The sequence below is a fragment of the Bradyrhizobium sp. AZCC 1719 genome, from assembly GCF_036924525.1.
Classification (GTDB): Bacteria; Pseudomonadota; Alphaproteobacteria; order Rhizobiales; family Xanthobacteraceae; genus Bradyrhizobium.
The window spans coordinates 2,282,701-2,305,231 of sequence record NZ_JAZHRU010000001.1; the positions used below are offsets into that span (position 1 = coordinate 2,282,701).

Genomic DNA, 22,531 nt, shown 5'->3' on the forward strand with positions numbered 1-22,531 from the left:
ATTGCGAACTTGTGACTCGGGACACTAGCCCAGCGTCAGCCTGTAGAAGTCGGTCGCTGTCTTCGAAAACAGCGCCGTCTTCTCGGCCTCGCTGTATTGCGCGGCCAGCCGCTTGAAGGCGTTGAAGATCACCTGATAGCTACACTGGCCCTTGTCGGGCGGAAAATTGCTTTCGAACATGCATCGTTTCGGTCCGAACGCCTCGATGCACGTTTCGATATAGGGGCGCCAGGCGGCCGCGACCTCCTCGGAAGACGGCGGCTTCGGCCGCAGATGAAAGTCGTAGCCGAGCAGGCACATCGCGAGCCCGCCGAGCTTCACCACGACGTTCGGGCATCGCGCGATTTCCTGGATCGAGGCCTTCCATTCCGGTAACACCTCCTCGCGCCGGCCGGCAAAGCGGCCGATGCCAACCGGGCCGCCGCAATGATCGAGCACGATTTTGGTGTCGGGGAAAGCGCGGGCGAGATCGGTGAGTTCGCCGATCTGCGGATGAAACAGCCAGGCGTCGAAGCTCAGGCCCAATGGCGCGAGGCAGGCAAAGCCCCTGCGAAACGTGCTGTCGAGTAACAGCCCCTGCGGCCGCGTCGCATACATGCCGGCGACGTTGGGATCGGCATCCCACGCCGAGGAATGCCGGATGCCGCGGAAGCGGCCGTTGCCGGCAGCGATCTCCGCTTCCAGCACGGCTGTTGCGCCTTCGCCGAGCAGCAGGTTGACGTGGCTGACGATGCCGGCGCAGATCGCGGCCTTGCCATAGCCGCCGCTCGCCGCCATCGCCGCAACGCCATTGGCGAACTCGACCTCGCCGACCGGACGAAACGCTTCCGGCCCCTGCGCGCGATACATCGAGCGGCAATCGATATAGACGGTCGCGATAATGCTATGGCCGGAGGCGATGTCGGCGGCCATCTCCTCGATCATGTAGCGCAGGCCGCCGCGGTCCCAGAGATGGTGATGCGGATCGACGATCGGGCGGGCAGGATCGATGATCTCTTCGGTGTGCTGCGCGAGCCAGTCCTCGCGCGGATCGGCGTAGAGCCCGCTTCTGGAGGCGGGTGCAGTGCTGGCGGCCATGAATTTCGCTCCTCGAAATTATTGTTGGTGTGACCTTCCGTTGGCCAAACTGTCAGCTCGGCAGGCCACGGATGAAATCGATGATCGCCGCGCTGACCTCGCTTGGGCGCTCTTGCTGGGTCCAGTGTCCGCAGCCGGGCAGAATTCGCACGTCACGCAGCGTCGTGACGAACTGCCTGAGGTTGGCGATATGCTGGTCCATGCCAGGGGGAGCAGCCATCACCATGTCGTGGTCGCCGGCGATAAAGAGCGCGGGGACCTTCACCGCGACGCCTGCAAACGCCGCCATCAGCTCCCAATTGCGGTCGACGTTGCGGTAATAATTAAGTGGACCGCGGAAGCCGGTGCGCTTGAATTCATTGGCGTAGAAATCGACGTCCGCGTCACTGAGCCACGCAGGCAATGGCGGTGGCGCCGATTCGCGCAACCAACTGCCGTTGCGCGGCACCATGCCGGGAGTTCCTGTTTTTTCCCCGCGGGCTGCGGCCGCGCGAAATGCAGCCGCACCTTCGCCCGACGCACCATAAAGCGAGTTGAGCACGGTGATCCGTGGATCCCGCTCCATCTCGGCTTCGGCCGCGCCGGGCTGCTGGAAATACAGTTGGTAGAACTGCGCGTCCGCGGTCTCCGGCATCACGCTGGTCGGCCGCGCCGGGCCACGCGGCCGAAGCGGTACGCTGAGACTTGCAACGGCGCGGAAGCGGTCCGGGCGCAGGCGCGCCGCCTGCCAGGCAATGTGCGCGCCCTGGTCATGACCGACGACTACGGCGGTCGGCGCCTCGAGGGCATCGAGCAGCCCGATCAGGTCACCGATCAGATGGAAAATCGTGTATTGATCGATTGCCTCCGGCCGGTCGCTCTTGCCGTAGCCGCGCATATCCGGAGCGACGGCGTGGAAGCCGGCGGCGGCCAGCGCCGTGAGCTGATGGCGCCAGGAATACCAGGACTCCGGGAATCCGTGACACAGGATCACCGGCGGCCCCTTGCCCTGCTCGGCGATATTGAGGTGGATACCGTTAGTCTCGATGATCCGCTGCGTCGGTCCGCTCAAGTTTCTCTCCCCTTGCTTATTGTTGTTCGTCATTGCGAGCGCAGCGAAGCAATCCATAGCGTCGCAAAGGAAGAGTGGATTGCTTCGCCTGCGCTCGCAATGACGGTGGTAGGCGGTCCCGCCTTTTTCAAACCCCTTCCAGAATGATCACCGTCGGCGTGCCCGGCAGCGTCTCCCGCGAAATCTTCAGGGTCCGCTCGGTTCGCTGGTCGATCTGGAATTGCTGGCCGATCAGGCGCATGAATTCGTCGAGCGGGGTGGCGAAGCGGTGCATCGGCAGCACGATGGAGGAGCGCAGCCGCTTGGTGATCTCGGAAACGCCATCGAGCGACATCGTATAGGTGCCGTCGATCGGCACCATCACGATGTCGAGCCGGCCGATCGCCGCGAAATGCGTCTCGTCGAGCTTGTGGTGCAGATGTCCGAGATGGCCGATGCAGAGGCCGGCGACCTCGAAGATGAAGATGGAGTTGCCGTCCTTGATCATGCCGCCGCTGGAGCCCTCGCCATAGTAGCGGCGGATGTCGGTCGGCACGTTGCGGATATAGACGTCGCCGACACGCGTAGATATTTGCGCCGCCTGTCCGTTCTCGCCCCAGCCATGCAACACGTGCGCAATCTTCGGGTCGGGGAACAAAGTGTAATGCGTCGAGTGCGCACGGTTCATGGTAACGACATCAGGCAGGCGGCCGGTCCGGTAGGCGCCGTTGAAGTCAGTCCCGATCCGCACGCCGTCGGGCGTGTCGATGTAATAGGTGGAATGTCCGACATAGGTAATCGCGACCTCTTCCACCCTGGCGGCGGTACGGCGCAGGCTGACCGGAACGGCGCGTGGCGGCGCGTTCGCCATCGCGAGGCACTCGCTGCGTAAAGGCTGCTGTTGGGCGGCCGCAGGCTCAATCAGCGAACCGAGGAAGGCGAGGGCGGCAGCAAGGGATCGCAACATGGCATGACCCGTCAGCGGTGAAGGCCGTGGGCGACACTGTATCGCCGAATTCGGGAGACGTCATGGCATTCGCGCACGGCAGCGCGCCGGATTTGCTTCATCGGGGCCGGGCCATGACATATTGTAAGAAACAACCTGGGAGTTCGCCGTGACTGAAGAATCCGCCGCCCCGGCCTCGCGTGCCCCGTCATCGAAGCTGCTGGAGCCGCTGCGGCAGGTCGATGCCGGCCCGCTCAGCATCGCCTATTACGAGGCGGGCCCGGCAGATGGCCCCGCCGTGATGCTGATGCATGGCTTTCCCTATGACATTCATTCCTATGTCGACGTCGCGCCGCAACTGGCTGCCCAGGGCTGCCGTGTTATCGTTCCATATCTGCGCGGCTATGGCCCGACCCGGTTTCGCGATGCCGCAACGCCGCGCTCGGGCGAGCAGGCGGCGGTCGGCGCGGACGTGATGGCGCTGATGGATGCGCTCGGCATAAGCCACGCGGTGTTTGCCGGCTACGACTGGGGTGGCCGCGCGGCCTGCGTCGGCGCCGCCTTATGGCCGGCGCGTTGCCTCGGCCTCGTCTGCGTCAATTCCTATCTGATCCAGGATATTGCCAACGCCATGGTGCCAATGCGCCCCGAACGCGAGGTGGCGCTGTGGTACCAGTATTACTTCCAGCTCGAGCGCGGCCGCGCCGGTCTTGCCGCCAACCGACGCGAGATCGCCCGAATATTGTGGACGCAGTGGTCGCCGAACTGGTCGTTCGACGATGCCTGTTTCGAGCGGACTGCAATGGCCCACGACAATCCCGATTACGTCGATGTGGTGATCCACAGCTATCGCCACCGTTTCGGTCTGGCCGAGGGGGATCCGCAATATGCCGACATCCAGCGCAGGCTGGCGGCACTTCCGCCCATCACCGTGCCGTCAATCACGCTGGACGGCGCGGGCGATGGCGTGGCGCCCGCAACCGATGGCGCCGCCAGCGCGTCGAAATTCACCGGCCGCCGCGTCCATCGCGTGGTGCCGCGCGTCGGGCACAATCTGCCGCAGGAAGCGCCGGAGGCGTTTGCGGCGGCGGTGATGGAGTTGGCTCGCTGATAAGGGAGATCAAACGCTGGGGCGACGTGAGCAGGCGGGGTTGGAGAGGTAGTAGTCTCTAATCCCGCCGTGGGCTGATCTTCCACGTCGCAGCCAGGATCGCCGCGGTCAGCGCGCCGCTGATCACGGCGGCAATCGGGATGGTGACGGCGAGAGCTGACGTCGCGGCCCAGCCGATCGAGCAGAAGGCTTCCGCGAAGGTCGCCAGTCGCGACGAGGTCTGGCGGCGGCGGAACTGGGTGCGTTTGGCCTGCACGCGGAACCAGAGCTGGATCGCGGCGGCGGAGACGGTCGCGATAATGACGCCGAGCGCGGTGACGATCGCCTGCGTCAAGGAGGCAAACGCAAGGGCTGCGATCAGCGGCGTGAAGATGGCGCCGATTGAGATCAGCACCACTTCGACCTTCGCGCGGATCACGCGCGAGGGCGGCAGCGGTGCGGTTGCGACCAGGTCGGCGGCATCTTCTCCTGATATCGTCAGCCATGCGAGGCCGCCGGCAAGCTGGCCCGCCGCCATCACGATCACCGGCGTGATCAGCACGATCGCGTCAGAGCTTTCGGAAAAACTTCGCCACAGCATCAGGGCCGGCGGCACCAGATACAGCAATTGCATCAGGCTTTGCGATAGCAGCCACGGGTCGCGCCGCAGCAGCAGGAACTCCTTGGTGCGTAGCGCCCGTTGCCGCGAGCCGCCGCGAAATGCCGTGGCGCGCGGCCCGCGACGGACAGAGCGCGTGGTTGCGGCGACTCGGACGACGGTATCAGCAAATCGCGGCGAAAAGACCGCCATCACGGCGCCGAGCAGCAGGAGCCCGCCGGCCATGAGCCATGACAGCACCATGCCGTCGCCGATCGCCGCACGCGCCGGCCACCACAGCGGACTGTCGAGATCAGGCGCATAGGCTGAAGCGGCATCGGAGGTCAGCACGGCGAAGCGAGACAACGTACCGTAGGAAAGAATGGCCGCGACCTGGAGCGCGATGACGAAGCCGGCGCCGATGACGGCGGCCACGATCTGTGCGACGAGGCGGGTGCGGCTCGGGCCGATCAGCCTGAACAGCAGCACGGTGATCGCGATCGCTACCGCTGCAGCCGAAAGGCCGATGGCGACGACGACGCCGAACGCCGAGAGCCAGCGCGCGCCGCCGCCGATCACGAGAACGTCGACAAAGGGCGTCGACAATAGCAGTGCCATTCCGATGACGGATAGCGCGATCGCCGCGATCCGCACCGAGAACACGTTGGCGAGGTTGGCTGGTGACGACATCAGGAGGTCAAGATCGGCGCGGGCGTAAAACACCCGCGTCACGGATTCGATCGCCTGCGACAGCATCAAAGCCCAGGCGAGAAAGATGGTCGCGGTGATGACGATCAGTTCCGGCTTGCCGAGCGGTGCCTGCAAATCGGCGAAGCGGCCGATTACGGCATAGGCCGGCAAATGCATGATGGCAGCGAACACGACCAGGGCGATGATGGCGCGCTTTCGTTTTCCCCGGCTACCGGTCATCATGGCCAGCCATTCGCGCCAGGCCAGCCGGATCTCGTGCCGGGCAAACCAGGTGAGCGCCGCGGCCGAACTCATGCGGCGGCCGCGTCGGCGTCGACGAGCGCGATGAACATGTCTTCGAGACTGGTGTCGCCGCGGCCATTCTGCTGGCGCAGCTCGCTGAGCGTACCCTCGGCCACCAGCCGTCCCGCGGCGATGACGCCGATCCGGTCGGCCATCCGCTCGGCGACTTCGAGAATATGCGTCGTCATGATCACCGTGCAGCCGGAGCGGACGCGCTCCTGCAGCAATCCCTTGACGTGACGCGCCGACAGCGCATCTAACCCGGTCAGCGGCTCGTCCAGGATGATCAGCCGGGGATTGTGAACCAGTGCGCCGGCGAGCGCCACCTTCTGCCGCATGCCCTTGGAAAATCCCTCGCAGCGTTCGTGCAGATGCGGCTCGAGTCCGAGCGACGCCAGAAGCTGGTGAGCGGAAGTTTCGGAAGTTGCAGGATCGATGCCCCACAGGCCGGCGACGAATTCGAGATATTCCAGCGGCGTCAGCTTGTCGTAGATCATGGGCTCGTCGGAAACCCAGGCCATGATCTGCTTGGCGGCGACGGGATCGGCAAGCGCATCAATGCCCAATATGGATACAGAGCCTGCGTCGGGCTTGAGCAGACCGGCGACCATGCGCAAGGTCGTGGTCTTGCCGGCGCCGTTCGGGCCGAGCAGGGCGTAGAACTCGCCGGTGCGAACGGTGAGGTCGAGCGCATCGACCGCCGGGCGGTCAAAACGCTTCGTTAACCCTTGCACCTCGAGCGCCGATACATCCGCTTTCATGATTTCGGAACGATCCATTTGTTCGTCGCGGACCATGTACCGAAGAACTTTCGGCGCGGTGAATCTGGTGCACCAAATCGCGCCGACCCCCGCAACTTCCCGGGCTGCGGCATTTCTCCGCAATTGTTAACGGCGCCGCTCGCAGCGCTTTGTTGACAGCGGTCGGCGCTTTGGGCTCAATGCGACGGGACATATGCGGCTGCAGGCGTCGTCGATGCCGGGCAGCGTGTAGACACAAGATGCGAAGGAGGCGATCGACAGAATCGCCCGGCATCGGGGAGGGAAATGATGCTGGACTTCGTTCAGCAGCTCGTGAGTGGCATCGCGCTCGGCTGCGTTTATGGCCTGATCGCGCTCGGTTTCGTGCTCATTTACAAGGCAACCGAGGTCGTCAATTTCGCCCAGGGCGATTTGATGATGCTGGGCGGATTCTTCGCCTTCACATTCATCGGCATGCTTGGTCTCAATTACTGGCTCGGATTCGCCGGTGCCGTCATCGCCATGGCACTGTTCGGCATGCTGGCCGAACGTGTGGTGGTGCGTCCGATCCTCGGCTATCCGCAGTTTTCCATCATCATGGCGACGATCGGGCTCGGTTACTTCCTGCGCTCCGTGGTCGGCATGATCTGGGGCACCGACGATTTCAAGATCGAGACGCCGTTCAGCGACGGTGTGCTGCGAATCGGCTCGCTGGTGCTGGCATACGACAAGCTGTCGGTGATCGCCGCCACCATCATCCTCTGCGCGCTGCTGTACCTGTTCTTCAACCGCACCACGCTCGGCACCGCGATGCGCGCCAGTTCGGAGAACATGCTCGCTGCCTACTACATGGGCATTCCGGTCAAGCGCGTGGTCTCGATCGTGTGGGCGATCGCTGCGGCGGTCGCGACCGCAGCTGGCGTGCTGCTGGCGCCCATCACCTTCATTCACTCCAATGTCGGACTGGTGCTCGGCCTGAAAGCATTTCCCGCCGCCGTGCTCGGCGGTTTCGGCTCGATTCCGGGTGCCGTGGTCGGCGGCGTGCTGATCGGCGTGATCGAGAGCATGGCCGGCTTCTACCTGCCGCAGGGCTGGAAAGACGTCGCGCCCTACATCGTCCTTCTGGTGGTGCTGCTGCTCAAGCCCGAAGGCCTGTTCGGTGTTCACATGCGGAAGAAGGTCTAATGCGTTTTCTCTTCAAGACGGAATACGAAGACGACATCAAGCTTTTTCCGCACAGCGGCTACGTCGTCTCCTACGGTATCCTGCTGGCGTTTCTGCTGATCGCGCCGTTCGTGCTTTCCAGCTATCTCGTCAGCCAACTGGTGTTCGTCTGCATCTATGCGACGGTTGGCGTGGGACTGATGATTCTCACCGGCTTCACCGGGCAGGCCTCGCTCGGACACGCCGCCTTTCTGGCGATCGGCGCCTACACGGCGGCCTATCTGCAGCAGTTCAACGTGCCGTTTCCGGTCTACTTCCTGGCCGGCGGCCTGTTGACCGGCGTGGTCGGTGCGCTGGTCGGATTCCCGGCGCTGCGGCTGACGGGCATTTATCTCGTCATCGCGACGATTTCCTTTGCCTTCATCGTCGAGGAGGTGCTGGCTCGCTGGGAAAGCGTAACCCACGGCAACGAGGGCATGCGGGTCAAGACGCTGAGCCTGTTCGGGCAGGCGGTGCCGCAAAACGGCCCGACCTTCTACTATCTCTGTCTTGCTGTACTGATCCTCACCATCGTCGGCGCGCTCAATCTGCTGCGCTCGCCGACAGGACGCGCCTTCGTCGCGATCCGCGACAGCGAAACCGCGGCGCGCAGCATGGGCGTCAACGTGTCGCTCTACAAGGTGAAGTCGTTTGCGATCAGCGCGGCGATCACAGGCCTCGCCGGCGTGCTGTTCGCGCACAAGCTCTCCTTCATTTCGCCGGAAATGTTCACGCTGCAGCTCTCGATTGAGTTCATCATCGTGATCCTGATCGGCGGCGCCTTCAGCCTGCACGGCGCGGTGTTAGGTGCAATCTTTCTGGTCATGATCGATCCGTTCCTGACGTACCTGAAGGACGACCTGCCCGGCATCATCGCCGGCATCGCAGCGACCTTCGGCGCTGACAGCATTACGGCCGCGAAAATTCACGGCAACGTCGCCGCCATTGCGTCCGCCAACGGCCTGAAGGGCGCCATCTACGGGGTAATCATCGTGCTGTTCGTGCTGTTCGAGCCGCTCGGTCTCTACGGCCGCTGGCTGAAGATAAAACTCTTCTTCCAGCTCTTCCCGCTCTACAAGCGCGCCACCTTCAAACGCCAGAAGATCTACGTGAAATCGGAGCGGAACCGATGAGCTATTTCCGTGCGGAAAATCTCTCTCTGCACTTCGGCGGCCTCAAAGCTGTCGATTCCGTCAGCTTCGCTGTGGAAAAGGGCGAGATACTCTCGATCATCGGCCCGAACGGCGCCGGCAAGAGTTCAATCTTCAACCTGATCTCGCGGATTTATCCGCCGACCTCGGGCAGGATCTTCTTCGAGGACCAGGATATTACCAATCAGCCGGCCTACGATATCGCAGGCCTCGGCATCGCCCGCACCTTCCAGAACATCGAATTGTTCGAGAATGCGACCATGCTGAGCAATCTCCTGGTCGGCCGGCACCGCCACTCCACCACGCGGCTCTGGCAGGAATTGCTGTTCCTGCCGAGCGTGCGCGCCGGCGAAAAGATGCATCGCCGCCGTGTCGAGCAGGTAATCGAATTTCTCGATCTCGAAGCCTATCGCGACAAGCTGATCTCGGGACTGCCTTACGGCGTCCGCAAGGTGATCGAGCTGGCGCGCGCGCTGTGCTCCGAGCCGAAGCTGATCCTGCTGGACGAGCCGTCCTCCGGCCTCAATGTCGAGGAGACCGAGGACATGTCGTTCTGGATCCGCGACATGAAGACCGAGCTTGGCATCACCGTCTTGATGGTCGAGCACGACATGACGCTGGTCAATCGCGTCTCCGACCGCGTGATTGCGCTTAACTATGGCCGCGTGCTCGCGATGGGCTCGCCGTCCGAGGTGCAGCGCCATCCCGATGTCGTCGCCGCCTATCTCGGCGCATGAGGATGATGCCATGAGCGCTTCCGACATCATCCTCAAGCTTAGCAATATCGAGAGCTATTACGGGCCGATCATGGCCATCCGCGGCATCAGCCTGGAGGTGCCGCGCGGCCGCATCGTCACCCTGCTCGGCGCCAACGGCGCCGGCAAGACCACCGTGCTCAAGACCATCTCCGGCATTCTCGATCCGCAAAAAGGCTCGATCGAATTCTTGGGCAAACCGATCCAGCGCATGGAAGCCGACAAGATCGTCCGGCTGGGCTTGAGCCACGTGCCGGAGGGACGCGAGGTGTTTCCGTTCCTCTCGGTACGCGAAAATCTGATGATGGGTGCCTATCCGCGCAAGGATCGGGCCGGCGTCGCCGAGGATCTCGATCGCGTCTACGGCTATTTCCCGCGGCTGAAGGAACGCATCAATCAGCCGGCCGGGCAGCTTTCCGGCGGCGAGCAGCAGATGCTGGCGATCGGGCGGGCGCTGATGAACCGGCCGACCCTACTACTTTTGGACGAGCCCTCACTCGGCCTGTCGCCGATCCTGGTGAAAGAGATCTTCGCCATCATCAAGCGCGTCAACGAGGAGCAGGGCATGTCGATCCTCCTCGTCGAGCAGAACGCCAAGGTAGCGCTGGAGACCGCGCATTACGGCTATGTGCTGGAAATCGGCCGGGTCGTGATGAACGACACCTGCGAGCGGCTGATGAATTCAAAGGACATCCAGGAATTCTATCTCGGCGCCAAGGAGGAGGGCGCCCGCGGCGAACGGCGCTGGAAGAAAAAGAAGACCTGGCGTTAGAAGACTTAGAAGATTTGGCGTCAGAAGATCTGGCGTTAACCGTCGCAGTCAAAAGCATGGCGTTAAGAGCGAGTTAGAGCTAAATTCGAGCCCTGCTTCGAACACCAAGACCGGTTCAAACACCGGCACCGGAGGCGGGCGACAGAGGGAGGAGATGCGCATGGCCAGACCGGCAGTGCTGACGGTCGCCGACACGATCGCGAAGAGCTTCTTGCTGTCCGTGGAAACACGCGGCGACCGGCCGGCGATCCGCGAGAAGAAATTCGGCATCTGGCAGCCGACCAGTTGGCGCGAGTGGCTGCAGATATCCAAGGACGTGGCCTATGGCCTGCATGCCAGCGGGTTCCGCCCCGGGGACGTCGCCTCGATCATCGCCAACGCCGTGCCGGAATGGGTCTATGCCGACATGGGCATCCTCTGCGCCGGCGGCGTTTCGTCCGGCATCTACCCGACCGACTCCTCGTCGCAGGTCGAATATCTCATCAACGATTCCTCGACCAAAGTAATCTTCGCCGAGGACGAGGAACAGCTCGACAAGATACTCGCCTGCCGTTCGCGTTGCCCGACGCTGCAGAAGATCGTCGTGTTCGACATGGAAGGCCTGACCGGCTTTACCGACCCGATGGTGCTGTCGCTCGCCGAATTCATGGCGCTTGGCCGCAACCACGCGCTGGGTAACGAGGCGCTGTGGGACGAGATGATCGGGAGCCGCAGCGCAGGCGATCTCGCCATCCTCGTCTACACCTCGGGCACTACCGGCCCGCCCAAGGGCGCCATGCACTCCAACCGCAGCGTGACGCACCAGATGCGCCATGCCAATGACCTGTTTCCGTCGACCGACAACGAGGAACGGTTGGTGTTCCTGCCGCTCTGCCACGTCGCCGAGCGGATCGGCGGTTATTACATCTCGCTGGCGCTGGGATCGGTGATGAACTTCGCCGAAAGCCCGGAGACGGTGCCGGACAATCTGCGCGAGGTGCAGCCGACCGCCTTCCTCGCGGTGCCGAGAATCTGGGAAAAGTTCTATTCCGGAATCACGATCGCGCTGAAGGACGCAACCACGTTCCAGAACTGGATGTACCGCAACGCGCTCGCTATCGGCAATCGGATGACCGAGTACAAGCTGCAGGGCGATACGCCGCCACTGTCCTTGCGGGTGGCCAACCGCGCCGCCTACTGGCTGGTGTTCCGCAACATCCGCCGCATGCTCGGGCTCGATCGGTGCCGGCTGGCCTTTACCGGCGCAGCCCCGATCGCCCCGGACCTGATCCGCTGGTATCTCGCGCTCGGCCTCGACATGCGCGAAGTCTACGGCCAGACCGAGAATTGCGGCGTCGCGACCATCATGCCGCCCGACCGCATCAAGCTCGGGTCGGTCGGCAAGGCCGCGCCGTGGGGCGAGGTTGCGATCTCGCCGCAGGGCGAAATCCTGATCCGCGGCGATTTCCTGTTCATGGGCTATCTGAACCAGCCGGAGAAGACCGCCGAGACCATCGACGCCAAGGGATGGCTGCACACCGGCGATGTCGGCTCGATCGACAATGAAGGCTTCGTCAAGATCACTGACCGCATGAAGGACATCATCATCACCTCGGGCGGCAAGAACATCACGCCGTCTGAAATCGAGAACCAGCTAAAATTCTCGCCTTACGTTTCGGACGCCGTGGTGATCGGCGACAAGCGTCCGTATTTGACCTGCCTCGTGATGATCGACCAGGAGAACGTCGAGAAATACGCGCAGGACCACGATATTCCGTTTACCAATTATGCCAGCCTGTGCCGTGCGCAGGAGATCCAGGACTTGATCCAGCGCGAGATCGAGGCGGTCAACGCCAACTTCGCGCGTGTCGAGACCATCAAGAAGTTCTACCTGATCGAACGTCAGCTCACGCCCGAGGACGAGGAGCTGACGCCGACCATGAAGCTGAAGCGCAGCTTCGTGAACAAGCGCTATGCGGCCGAGATCGAAGCGATGTATCGCGAGAAGGCGGTGGCGTAGGCGACATTTGGAACCAAGCTATTTGAAAACGGCGAAGGACTGAGAAGGCCCCACCCTTCGCGCAACACGGGCCAAGGAAGAGGAGACTGCAATGTCGAAATCGTTCAAGGCGCTGGGCCTTGCGGTGAGCGCCCTTGCGCTGACCCAATTGCCGGCCGCAGCCCAAACCAAGGTTACCGATCAAGGCATCTCGGCCAATGAGATCGTCATCGGTACCCATCAGGATCTGTCCGGTCCGATCAAGGTCTGGGGCGTGCCGGTATCCAACGGCATGAAGATGGCAGCCGAAGAGATCAATACCGCAGGCGGCATCCACGGTCGCAAGGTCAAGCTGATCATCGAGGACAGCGGCTACGATCCGAAGCGCGCCGTGCTGGCCTCGCAGAAGATGGTCGAGCGCGACAAGGTCTTTGCCATGGTCGGCCCGATGGGGTCGCCCACTGTGCTCGCCGCGCAGGACATCCTGTTCGACGCCGGTGTCATGCAGCTCTTCCCGCTGACGGCGGCCGAATTCACCTTCAAATTCGATCCGGCGAAGCCGCAGGAGAGGCTGAAGTTCAACAACCTGTTGCCTTACGTCGAGAGCACCCGCGCCGCCGTCAAGTACATGCTGGAGACCAAGGGCTTCAAGAAGCCCTGCATCCTGCATCAGGACGACGAGTACGGAAAGAACGTGCTTGACGGCTTCACGCAGCAGGTCAAGGCGATGAAGCTGGAGCCGGCCTCGGTGACGAGCTACAAGCGCGGCGCTTCCGACTTCAGCGCGCAGATCGCCAAGATGAAGTCCGACGGCTGCGACGTCGTCGTGCTCGGCACGGTGATCCGCGAGACCATCGGCGCGATGGGCGAGGCCAAGAAGCTTGGTTGGGACGTCACCTTCCTCGGCGCCACGCCGACCAACGTTCTGGAAGTGCCGGCGCTCGGCAAGGACGCGGTGGAAGGCCTCTACGCGGCCTCCGGCTTCGAAATCCCGTACGAAGACACCGCGAAGGGCAAGGTCAAGGACTGGCTAGCCAACTACAAGAAGATGTTTGGCTCGGACGCCAACACGCAGGCCATCATCGGCTACAACGCCATGATGACCTTTGCATTCTACGCCGAGAAGGCTGGCAAGGATCTGACCGGCCAGAAGATGATGAGCGCGCTGGAGTCAGGCGAGCAGTTCCGCGACATCTTCAACTCGCCGCCGACCAAGTTCTCCAAGACCGACCATCTGGCCAACACCATCACTCAGGTCCAGCAGATCAAGAACGGCCGCTGGGTGCTGGTCAAGGAAGGCCTGATGTTCTGAGGGGCGCTTCGCTCTAACGACAGGGCTTCAACGAGAAGGGCTGCGCGATCATCTCGCGCAGCCCTCTTTATTTGCGCATCTGAGGTCTGGTGCTTGCGCACCATCCCGGGATGACTTCGTCACTTCGGCCTTATCGCGTCCGCGGTGCCCTGGATAAAGGCCTGGATCTTCACCACGTCGGCTTCGGTCAGCTTGCCGGTGAAGTCGGGCATGCCCTGATCGTGGAACGGGCCCTTGAACACGAAGTTCTTCAAGTTCTCGATGGTCTCCTTGGAGACATAGCCGAGATTCCTGACATTGCCGCCCTTGTCGACGCCGGGCACGCCATGGCACTGGGCGCAGGCGGTGACGTAGAGCGCAGTGCCTTCGGGAACGTCCTTCGGATCGTACTTGACGCCGGCGAGCAGGCCTTCGGTCTGGTACTTCACGAAGGCCGGCGGTGGCGCTTTGCCATCGATCGCGAAGGTATAGACCGTGCCAGGGCTCTGCAGTTCGGTGGCGCGCGCGGCAATCCCGAACACGCCGCCCCAACCGACCGCGATCGAGACATACTGCTTGCCGTCGATCAGATAGGTCGAGGCGGCCGCAACCACGCCGCTACCGACCGGCGTCTCCCAGAGCTTTTCGCCCGTCGTGGCGTTGTAGGCGATGAAGCGGCCGTCCGCAGTGCCCTGGAAAACGAGGTTGCCCGCGGTGGTGAGCGTGCCGCCGTTCCACGGCGCAACATATTCCGCGCGCCAGGCTTCCTTCTGCTTCACCGGGTCCCACGCGAGCAGGCGGCCGAACGGCGCGCTCTTCGGCGGCGTCGCGTTCAGCATGAAGCCGACGTTCCAGCCCGCCGCGGAAGCGAATTTGCCGGGCTCCTGTGCGTTGTGCTTGACCGCCTTTTCCGGCGTGAGGTTCACCGGAATGTTCTGCGCCGGCAGATAGACGAGGCCGGTCTGAGGATTGAACGACATCGGATGCCAGTTATGGGCGCCGTACGGGCCCGGGATGCTGTCATACTGTTCCCTCCCGCGCGCCTCCTTCACCTCGATCGGCCGGCCGTTGGCGTCGTAGCCGGTCGCCCAGTTCACATCGACGAAGTTCTTGGCCGAGATGAACTTGCCGTTGGTGCGGTCGACGACGAAGAAGAAGCCATTCTTCGGCGCGTGCAGGATCACCTTGCGTGGCGTTCCATCGATGGTGAGATCGGCGAGGATCATCGGCTGGGTGGAGGTGTAGTCCCAGTGATCGCCGGGCGTCTCCTGATAGTGCCAGACATATTTTCCGGTGTCGGCGTTCAGCGCGACCAGCGAGGCCAGATAGAGGTTGTCGCCGCCGGACGGGCTGCGCACATCCCGATTCCACGGTGAGCCGTTGCCGGTGCCGATATAGACGAGGTTGAGGTCTGGATCGAAGGTGATGGTGTCCCACGCCGTTCCGCCGCCGCCGTTGATCCAGTATTTGCCGGCGGGGTCCCAGGTCTTGGCGGCGGCCGCCATTGATTCATCTTCGAACGGTTTTGACGGATCGCCCGGCACCGTGAACCAGCGCCAGGCCTGATTGCCGGTTTCGGCGTCGTAAGCGGTGACGTAGCCGCGGGCGCCGTACTCCGCACCGCCATTGCCGATCACGACCTTGCCGTTGAACACGCGCGGCGCGCCGGTGATGGTGTAGGAATGCTCCTTGTCGATCAGCGTGTCCTTTTCCCAGACCACTTTGCCGGTGACGGCGTCGAGCGCGATCAGCCGCCCGTCATAGACGCCGACGAACACCTTGCCTTTCCAGAGCGCAACGCCGCGATTGACCACGTCGCAGCAGCCTTTGTAGCCCTTTGTGCGATCGACCTTCGGATCGTACGTCCAGAGCCGCCTGCCGGTGCGGGCATCGATGGCATGCACCACGCTCCAGGACGCGGTCTGATACATGACGCCGTCGACAACGACCGGCGTCGCCTCGACGCCGCGAGAGGATTCCAGCGGATAGCTCCACACCAGTCCGAGCTTCTTCACGTTGTCGGCGTTGATCTGGTTGAGCTTGGAAAAGCGCGTCTCGGCATAGTCGAGGCCGATGGTCGGCCAGTCGCTCGAGGTCGCGGTGTTGGCCTTGATCGATGCGCCGTCGACCGCCGAAGTAACCGCCTTGATGTGCTCGGGCGATCCCTTGACGGGTGTCTGCGCAAGGGCTGTGCTGCAGCCCAGCGTCAGGCCCAGCCCGATTGCGATCACGGCCTGCGCAAGGCGCGCCGGCCGACGGGAAGTGACGGCAATTTCAGGAAATAAAAGGCAAGCGGAATCAACGCGCGGCAAACGTGTCATCTCATTCCCTCCCAGTGATCTCTAGCGGATCTGGTGGAATGCTATGCCGGTGAGAAGGATCGCGTCAATCAACGCGATGCGCGAAATGAAAAAGAGAAAATTTGTCTCGCATGTTTTGCGCGAGCGCTTTCGCCGAACGAATGCAAGCTGGCATGCCGGCTGCAGCGCACCATTGGCCGTGAGACAGGGAAGATCAGGTAAGGAAAGCAGATTGCTGCCTGCCGTCGCCGCGCAACAATTGCGCGCCGTCATTCAGTTGGCACGTTCGAATGACGGGTCGGCGGAGCGGCCAGAGAACTCAAGACAAGCGGAGCCGCAAGCGTACTGCCCGAGGCGTCGGCGAGCAGCGGGGCATCGGCATATCGCATCACGCCGTGCGGGCCGATGACGAATGTCGGCCGAAAGTTTCTGACGTCGACGTCCTCGACCATCGCCATGCGGCGGTTATCGAGCGTCAGCCAGCGCCCCTCCAGCCGCGCGGCAGCCACCGCATGGTCCTCGCCGCGGATGGTATCGTGCAGGACCACAATCCTGAGATCGTCGGGCGCGAGGCCGGCGCGGCGCAAGGCTATGAATTTCGCAATTGCATAATCCTCGCAGTCGCCACCGCCGCGCGCGAGCGTCGCGAGCGGCGGCGTCCAGACGTCGATCTGGCCGTGCTGGGCGAGGTCGCTCATCGGCCGGATGGCGAGATTGACGGCGCGGTTGATTTCGCCGAGCCGCGCGCGGCCTTCGCGCAAGCGCGCGGCGTCGACAATGTCGAGGAATTTCAGTGCGGCCGGAGACACGCAGCCGTCACGGTCGCCTTCGCAGAGCGCAAGTTGCACCATTTCGTCGTCGAGCCGGCGCTGCACGCCAAGCCATTTGTCCCGCAGCCCGCCGCCGGCGAGGGAAGAAGCGGTAAGCCCGAACGGCTCGGCCGACCGCTGGACCAGCTCCGCCGGCGCGGATGGCTCGCCCGTCTCCGCGCGCAGGTCGGCCGGCCCGAACCAGGCCAGGCCGCACGCGACGATGCCCGCACGCCATGCGCGTGCATAGACTGACAACCCCATCTGACACCCCTTGTCCGGGCATCGGCGGGCTTGCTCTGCCTGCTCGTGCCCAGATCATTTCAGAACGGGCAGGATGGGCAACGGCGCTTTTGATCCGTTTAAAACGAGGGGAGACCTATCGGAAGTTTGCGAAGCAGCGTGAACGCGGCCTTGCCGGTTTGCAGAGGATTTTATCGATCCACTCAGATCGGCGCTCATCGGGGCCGCTTGGCCATCCGGGACAGGAGGCGGACACGGCGCAAAAGTTTACGGTTGCGGAAGGGTTACAGGTCACCGAATTAACCTTACCCACGGGATCGCTCGGTGCGCGATTGCAACCTGTCCCGGACGCCTTGAAGGCGATGACGGCTTCGAATGGATCCGCGAGGTGATCAGTCTTAAGGCGACTAGGAAGCGGCATTCGCTGCGCTGCGGCAGAGATAAATTATTATGACTGCTTATCTTTATGCCGTGGGAGGCCGTGCCCATTTTTCGATCAGCCCGAGTAAGTGCCGGCCTTTTCCTTGCCACACTTTCGCCGGACACTTTTTTCGGACCTTTTCGGTCCTGTTGCAGACATACCCCATATCGAGGGTATTCGCGGCATGCCTGCTTTTGTGTTCCTTACCTGCGTGGTATGAAAATCCCGCAGGGAAATTTCATAATTCTTAACCATTTAAATCGGTGCCCCATTGAATTATGCCGGCAAATTCGGATCGGGAGACCTCGACCCTTTTTCCGGCGCGGATGTCGGCCTTGGACCCCTGCTGTCATCGCACGGCCATCTTCCGTCTTCCGGCAAGTTCAATGTCGACAAAGTTTCGACACATGCGCCGTCCGACGCCATAATCATTTCTGATGCTGATCTGCTCTTCAGCGGCGACTTCAAGCGATCGGGCGTCGACCTGATCCTCAGTAGCGGCGACCGCGAGGTCGTGCTGCGCGACTACTTCAGGGGCGAGAAGCGCGCTGCGCTGGCCTCGCCCGATGGCGCCCATCTCACCGGCGACATCGTCAACGCGCTGAGCGGGCACACCCAGTTCGCGCAAGCGGACGGCAGTCCGAGCGTCGCGCCGCCTGTGATCGGGCACGTCACCAAGCTGACGGGGAATGCGACCGCGATCCGCAACGGCGTCTCGATCATCCTGAACCAGGGCGAAACCGTCCATAAAGGCGACGTCGTCCAGTCCGGCTCCGATTCGACGCTCGGCATCACCTTCATCGACGGCACCGTGTTCGGTCTCGCATCGAATGCCAGGATGGTGCTGAACGAGATGGTCTACGACCCCAACGGGTCGGACAACAGGTCGCTGCTTAGCCTGGTGCAGGGCACGATCTCGTTCGTCGCCGGCGCCACCGCCAAGAAAGGCGACATGAAGGTCGACACCCCGGTCGCGACCATGGGCATCCGCGGCACCGCGGTGCTGGTCGAGATCGACTTCGAAGTGCCGGGCCAAGGCGGTGCGCCGCCGGCGAAATTCCAGGTGCTGGTCGAGCCCGACGGCACCACCGGCTCCTACATCCTGTTCGACAAGACTACGCTGACACCGATTGCGACCGTCAACCGGGCCGGAACGCAGACGATCGTCAGCGGCCAGGGCACGGTCAGCTTTCAATCGTCGGTGCAGCTATCGCCCGACGCGCAGAAGATCATCAGCGACGTGTTCTCGCTGAAGTTCACCGACCTGAACAACCCGAACACCAAGCTCACCAACAATTTTACCGATTCGATCGTTCCGGAAACGTTGTTCGTCAAGCTGGCCGGCGGGGAGTTCATTCCCGTGACGCTTCAGCTACTCAACATCCCCGGCGGGGCTACTCCCCCCGTGGATCCGGGGCCGCCCCCCAGGCTTGTGCATATTCCGGGGCCGCCGCTGGCAGCGGCGCACGGCGGCGCCGTTACCGAACGGATCGATGTGACCGCGAGCTCCGCGCTCGATAGCATATCGAGTGTCGTCAACTATATCGATGTCAACGTCGGCGACACTCCGACCGTCAGTACGCAGTTTTCTTCCTTCATTTATCAGAACGCGCAGGGCGCCGACGTCACCGCTACGCTGACGGCGCAGCAACTGGCCGCGATCAAAGCGGTCGAAGTGCCGCTGTCCGTGGTGCAGGATCCCAACGGCAAGAACATCGGTACGGCGACCTGGACGTACAACATTGCCGACGGCGCGTTCGACTTCCTCGCCGCCGGCGAGACGCTGAAGCTGACCTACATGGCGCGGGTCGACAACAACTACGCGCCGAGCAACGAGACGACGTTCGTGCCGTTTACGATCGTCATCACGGGCACCAATGACAAGCCGACGATCTCTGCGACCGGCGGCGAGATCACGGAGCGGATCGGCACCGGCAATACGGTGATCGATACCGTGTCCGGCACCGTTACCTTCGGCGATGTCGACCTGACCGACCGTCCCGTCGTCAGCGCGGCGATCTCCACCACCGATCCGTTCCGCTATTACGATGCGCAGGGCGCCGACATCACCGCGACGCTGACGCCGGAACAGTTGGCGGCGATCCTGGCTGTCGAGGTGCCGCTGACGGTGGTGCCGGCTCCCGGAAACAGCAACAACGGCACGGCAACCTGGACCTACAGCATCGAGGACAGCAAGTTCGACTTTATCGCCAAGGGCGAGACGCTGACCCTCAATTACGTCGCGCAAGTCGATGACGGCCATGGCGGTGTCATCTCCACGCCGATCACGGTTTCGATCCAGGGCGCCGACGTCGTCGTCGTCGGTACCAACGACGTTCCGACCATCGCGGCAACGAGCGCTGCGTTCCCCGAGCTGGTGAATCCCAGCCAGCCGAATCCGACCGGATCCACGGCGCTTCATACGGTATCGGGCACGATCAGTTTCACCGACGTCGACCTGACCGATCGCCCGGTGGCGAGCGCGGCGTTCACGTCTTTCACCTACAAGAATGCCGCCCTCACCGATATCACCTCATCGCTCACTGCAGCCCAGCTCGCCGCGATCGCGGCTGTTGATGTGCCGCTGACGGTGGTGCAGGCTAACGGCAATACCAACAACGGTTCGGCAAGCTGGAGGTACAGCGCAGCCGACGGAGCGTTCGATTTCCTCGCCGACGGCGAAATCCTGACGCTGACCTATACGGCCACGGTCGATGATCGCCATGGCGGTGTGGTGACCAAGCCGTTTACCGTTACCGTCACCGGCAGCAACGATACGGCTGATATCACCAGCGACCCGCAGACCGCGACCATCGCCGAACGTGCCGACGCCCACAATTCAGCGACGCCGGATACCGCCAGCGGCGCGATCACGTTCACCGATGCCGATCTGACCGACACGCACGACGTCAAGATCACCGGCGTCAGCGCCTCCGGCGTGATGACCGGCCTCGCCAACGGAACGGTCCAGCTAGGCTGGCTGTCGCTGGGGCCATTGACCGATTCCACCGATGGCGTGCAGGGCTTGCAGAGCTGGTCGTTCTCGGCGCCGGATAGTTATTTCGACTACCTCGCCGATGGCGAGACGGTCACGCTGACCTACACGGTGGAGGTCGACGACCACCATAGCGGCATCACGTGGCAGGATGTCGTCGTCACGATCAAGGGCAGCAACGACGCGCCTGAAATCGCTGATATCGCACAGCAGGGCCTCACCGAGCCAACCGACACCGCGGCGCTGACGACGACGATCCCGGTCACTTTCACTGATCGCGACCTGTCCGACATCGGACACACCGCAGCTATCACCGGCGTGCTGGCATCCGGCACGACCACGGGCCTTTCGCTCAACGCGACGGCGCTGATCGCACTGGTCACGCCGGGCACGGTGACCAAGGCTGCCGGTACGTCCTCCGGATCGGTCAATCTGTCATTCTCGGCGGCCTCGACCGCGTTCGATTATCTGGCGAAGGGCGAGGTCCTGACGCTGACCTACACGGTTGCGATCAACGATGGCGATGGCGGCGTGACGCCGAAGACCTTTGTCGTCACGGTTACCGGCACCGACGACGCGCCTGAAATCGCCAACATCGCGCAGAAGAATCTGACCGAGCAGACCGATGCCTCGGCGCTGACGGCGACGATCCCGGTCACCTTCACCGACGCCGATCTGGCCGATGTCGGTCACGCCGCCAGCATCACCGGCGTGGCGGTGTCGGGCACCACCACCGGCCTTGCGCTCGATGACGCCGCGCTGATCGCGCTGGTGAAGCCGGGCGCTGTGGCCAAGAATTCCGGCTCCTCCACCGGCTCGGTCGATCTCAGCTTCTCGGCCGCATCGTCTGCTTTCGACTATCTCGCGGCCGGCGAGCAACTGACGCTCACCTACACGGTTTCGATCGACGATGGCGATGGCGGGGTAGCCGCGCAGACCTTCGTCGTCACCGTCACCGGCACCAACGATGCGCCGGTGTTCACCGGCGCCAATCTCGCGCCGACCTATCAGGCGGGCGACGCGGCGGTCGCTCTGGCCGGCAGTGTCTCGGCCAGCGACGTCGATAGCAGCAGCTACGCCGGCGGATCGTTCACCGCGACAGTGACGGCTGGCGGAAACCAGGGTGACACGCTTGCCATTGCAAACGGCGGCCTCATCTCGCTCAGCGGCACCAACATCATGTACGACGCGGACGGCGCCGCCGGCCCAGGCAGCGCCAAGATTGTCGGAACGCTCTCGGATTACGACACCAACAGCCTGACGGTGACGCTGAACGGAAATGCCGACGATGCGGCCGTCGCGGCGCTGGCGCAGGCGATCGAGTTTTCGAACTCCAAGTCCGCGCCCGTCGCCGGCGAGCGCACCGTGACGTTCACACTCAGGGATGGCGGCGGCACCGCCAATGGCGCGACCGACAACGCGTTCTTCACCACCAAAGTCATGGTCGCGCCGGTCATCCAGACCGACCAGCTCAGCATCACCGACCACCGCGAGGGAACGACCACCCTTTTCGGCCTGTACGTTGCCCATCCCGACGCGGGAGACACATTGTCGGTCACCGTCGTGCCCGCAAGCGATGCCGGCAGTGTTGAGCTGTCGGAGGTCTCCGGCACGCTGGCGCAGGTCAACGATGCGCTGAGCGGCGTTAACTATCATGACGGCCAGGGAACCCAAGAAACCGACATTGTGACGGTTACGGTTTCGGATGGCTCCGCCACCGATACCGTCAATTTCATTTTCAATGTGGCCGGAACGAACGGTCTCGACACCACGACGCTCGCGACCTCCGGCAAGGACGTGATCTTCTCGACCGAGCAGGCCGATATCCTGAAGGGCGGCGACGGCGCCGACCAGTTCGTGTTCGCGGAAGAGATGGGCAAGGACACGGTCACCGATTTCCAGCCTGGGCAGGACAAGATTGACCTTCTTGCCTACGTTCCATTTACTTCAGGTGATTCCGGTTCCTTCGATCTATGGCTCAAGAGGGGCGCGGTCGAGCCGGTGGGCTCCGAGGACTCCGATACCCTGATTCAGTTCGATGCTGTCAACAGCATCAAGCTGTCGAACGTTGCCAAGGCAAGCCTGCAGATGAGCGACTTCATCCTTCACCCCGGCGGGTATAGCTGATCCCTCCGGTAT

Annotated in this window: 16 protein-coding genes; 8 read left to right on the forward strand and 8 right to left on the reverse strand. The window is 62.9% G+C overall.

Annotation, left to right across the window (positions count from 1 at the left end):
- Positions 1-24 precede the first annotated feature (24 nt).
- The 3 genes from V1292_RS10810 to V1292_RS10820 form a co-directional block, all read right to left on the reverse strand.
- Complete coding sequence (locus V1292_RS10810; protein ID WP_334372410.1) at positions 25-1,077, reverse strand: amidohydrolase family protein; 1,053 nt, start codon at positions 1,075-1,077, stop codon at positions 25-27.
- Between the two features lie 52 nt (positions 1,078-1,129).
- Complete coding sequence (locus tag V1292_RS10815; protein WP_334372412.1) at positions 1,130-2,128, reverse strand: alpha/beta fold hydrolase; 999 nt, start codon at positions 2,126-2,128, stop codon at positions 1,130-1,132.
- Positions 2,129-2,255: 127 nt separating this feature from the next.
- On the reverse strand, positions 2,256-3,074 hold the full coding sequence (locus V1292_RS10820) for an MBL fold metallo-hydrolase (RefSeq protein WP_334372414.1): 819 nt from the start codon (positions 3,072-3,074) through the stop codon (positions 2,256-2,258).
- Positions 3,075-3,282: 208 nt separating this feature from the next.
- Between V1292_RS10820 and V1292_RS10825 the strand changes: the two genes are divergently transcribed.
- Positions 3,283-4,164 carry an alpha/beta fold hydrolase gene (locus V1292_RS10825; protein WP_442895608.1) on the forward strand — a complete coding sequence of 294 codons (882 nt, stop codon included), beginning with the start codon at positions 3,283-3,285 and terminating at the stop codon, positions 4,162-4,164.
- A gap of 58 nt (positions 4,165-4,222) precedes the next feature.
- Here the strand turns inward: V1292_RS10825 and V1292_RS10830 are convergent, their stop codons facing one another.
- Positions 4,223-5,746 (reverse strand): permease, encoded by a 1,524-nt coding sequence (locus tag V1292_RS10830; protein ID WP_334372418.1) that lies wholly within the window; start codon positions 5,744-5,746, stop codon positions 4,223-4,225.
- Positions 5,743-6,495: an ABC transporter ATP-binding protein gene (locus V1292_RS10835; RefSeq protein WP_334376999.1), complete on the reverse strand. Its 753-nt coding sequence runs from the start codon at positions 6,493-6,495 to the stop codon at positions 5,743-5,745. The genes V1292_RS10830 and V1292_RS10835 overlap by 4 nt, the downstream gene beginning before the upstream one ends.
- Positions 6,496-6,783: 288 nt before the next feature.
- Here V1292_RS10835 and V1292_RS10840 point away from each other — a divergent pair, with 288 nt between their 5' ends.
- The 6 genes from V1292_RS10840 to V1292_RS10865 all read left to right on the forward strand — a co-directional run bounded on the left by V1292_RS10840 (position 6,784) and on the right by V1292_RS10865 (position 13,645).
- Positions 6,784-7,659, forward strand: a complete 876-nt coding sequence (locus V1292_RS10840; protein WP_028351790.1) for a branched-chain amino acid ABC transporter permease — start codon at positions 6,784-6,786, stop codon at positions 7,657-7,659.
- Complete coding sequence (locus V1292_RS10845; protein ID WP_334372420.1) at positions 7,659-8,810, forward strand: branched-chain amino acid ABC transporter permease; 1,152 nt, start codon at positions 7,659-7,661, stop codon at positions 8,808-8,810. The genes V1292_RS10840 and V1292_RS10845 overlap by 1 nt, the downstream gene beginning before the upstream one ends.
- Positions 8,807-9,565 (forward strand): ABC transporter ATP-binding protein, encoded by a 759-nt coding sequence (locus V1292_RS10850; protein ID WP_028351788.1) that lies wholly within the window; start codon positions 8,807-8,809, stop codon positions 9,563-9,565. The genes V1292_RS10845 and V1292_RS10850 overlap by 4 nt, the downstream gene beginning before the upstream one ends.
- Before the next feature lie 10 nt (positions 9,566-9,575).
- Positions 9,576-10,355: an ABC transporter ATP-binding protein gene (locus V1292_RS10855; protein ID WP_028351787.1), complete on the forward strand. Its 780-nt coding sequence runs from the start codon at positions 9,576-9,578 to the stop codon at positions 10,353-10,355.
- A 160-nt stretch (positions 10,356-10,515) separates the two neighbouring features.
- The gene (locus V1292_RS10860) at positions 10,516-12,354 is read left to right on the forward strand and encodes an AMP-dependent synthetase/ligase (RefSeq protein WP_334372421.1); all 1,839 of its coding nucleotides are present in this window, start codon (positions 10,516-10,518) and stop codon (positions 12,352-12,354) included.
- Positions 12,355-12,445: 91 nt separating this feature from the next.
- Entirely contained in the window at positions 12,446-13,645 is a 1,200-nt protein-coding gene (locus V1292_RS10865) for an ABC transporter substrate-binding protein (RefSeq protein WP_334372423.1), read from the forward strand.
- A 119-nt stretch (positions 13,646-13,764) separates the two neighbouring features.
- On the opposite strand, the gene V1292_RS10870 is transcribed toward V1292_RS10865, so the two are convergent.
- From V1292_RS10870 to V1292_RS10880, 3 genes are read right to left on the reverse strand one after another with little or no spacing between them, the layout of a single operon-like run.
- Complete coding sequence (locus V1292_RS10870; RefSeq protein ID WP_334372425.1) at positions 13,765-15,945, reverse strand: PQQ-dependent dehydrogenase, methanol/ethanol family; 2,181 nt, start codon at positions 15,943-15,945, stop codon at positions 13,765-13,767.
- A 21-nt stretch (positions 15,946-15,966) separates the two neighbouring features.
- A complete protein-coding gene (locus V1292_RS10875) occupies positions 15,967-16,197 on the reverse strand; it encodes a hypothetical protein (RefSeq protein ID WP_334377236.1) in 231 nt (76 codons plus the stop codon).
- Complete coding sequence (locus tag V1292_RS10880) at positions 16,194-16,997, reverse strand: transglutaminase-like cysteine peptidase (RefSeq protein ID WP_334372426.1); 804 nt, start codon at positions 16,995-16,997, stop codon at positions 16,194-16,196. The genes V1292_RS10875 and V1292_RS10880 overlap by 4 nt, the downstream gene beginning before the upstream one ends.
- A gap of 671 nt (positions 16,998-17,668) precedes the next feature.
- Between V1292_RS10880 and V1292_RS10885 the strand changes: the two genes are divergently transcribed.
- On the forward strand, positions 17,669-22,519 hold the full coding sequence (locus V1292_RS10885) for a VCBS domain-containing protein (protein WP_334372428.1): 4,851 nt from the start codon (positions 17,669-17,671) through the stop codon (positions 22,517-22,519).
- Positions 22,520-22,531 lie beyond the last annotated feature (12 nt).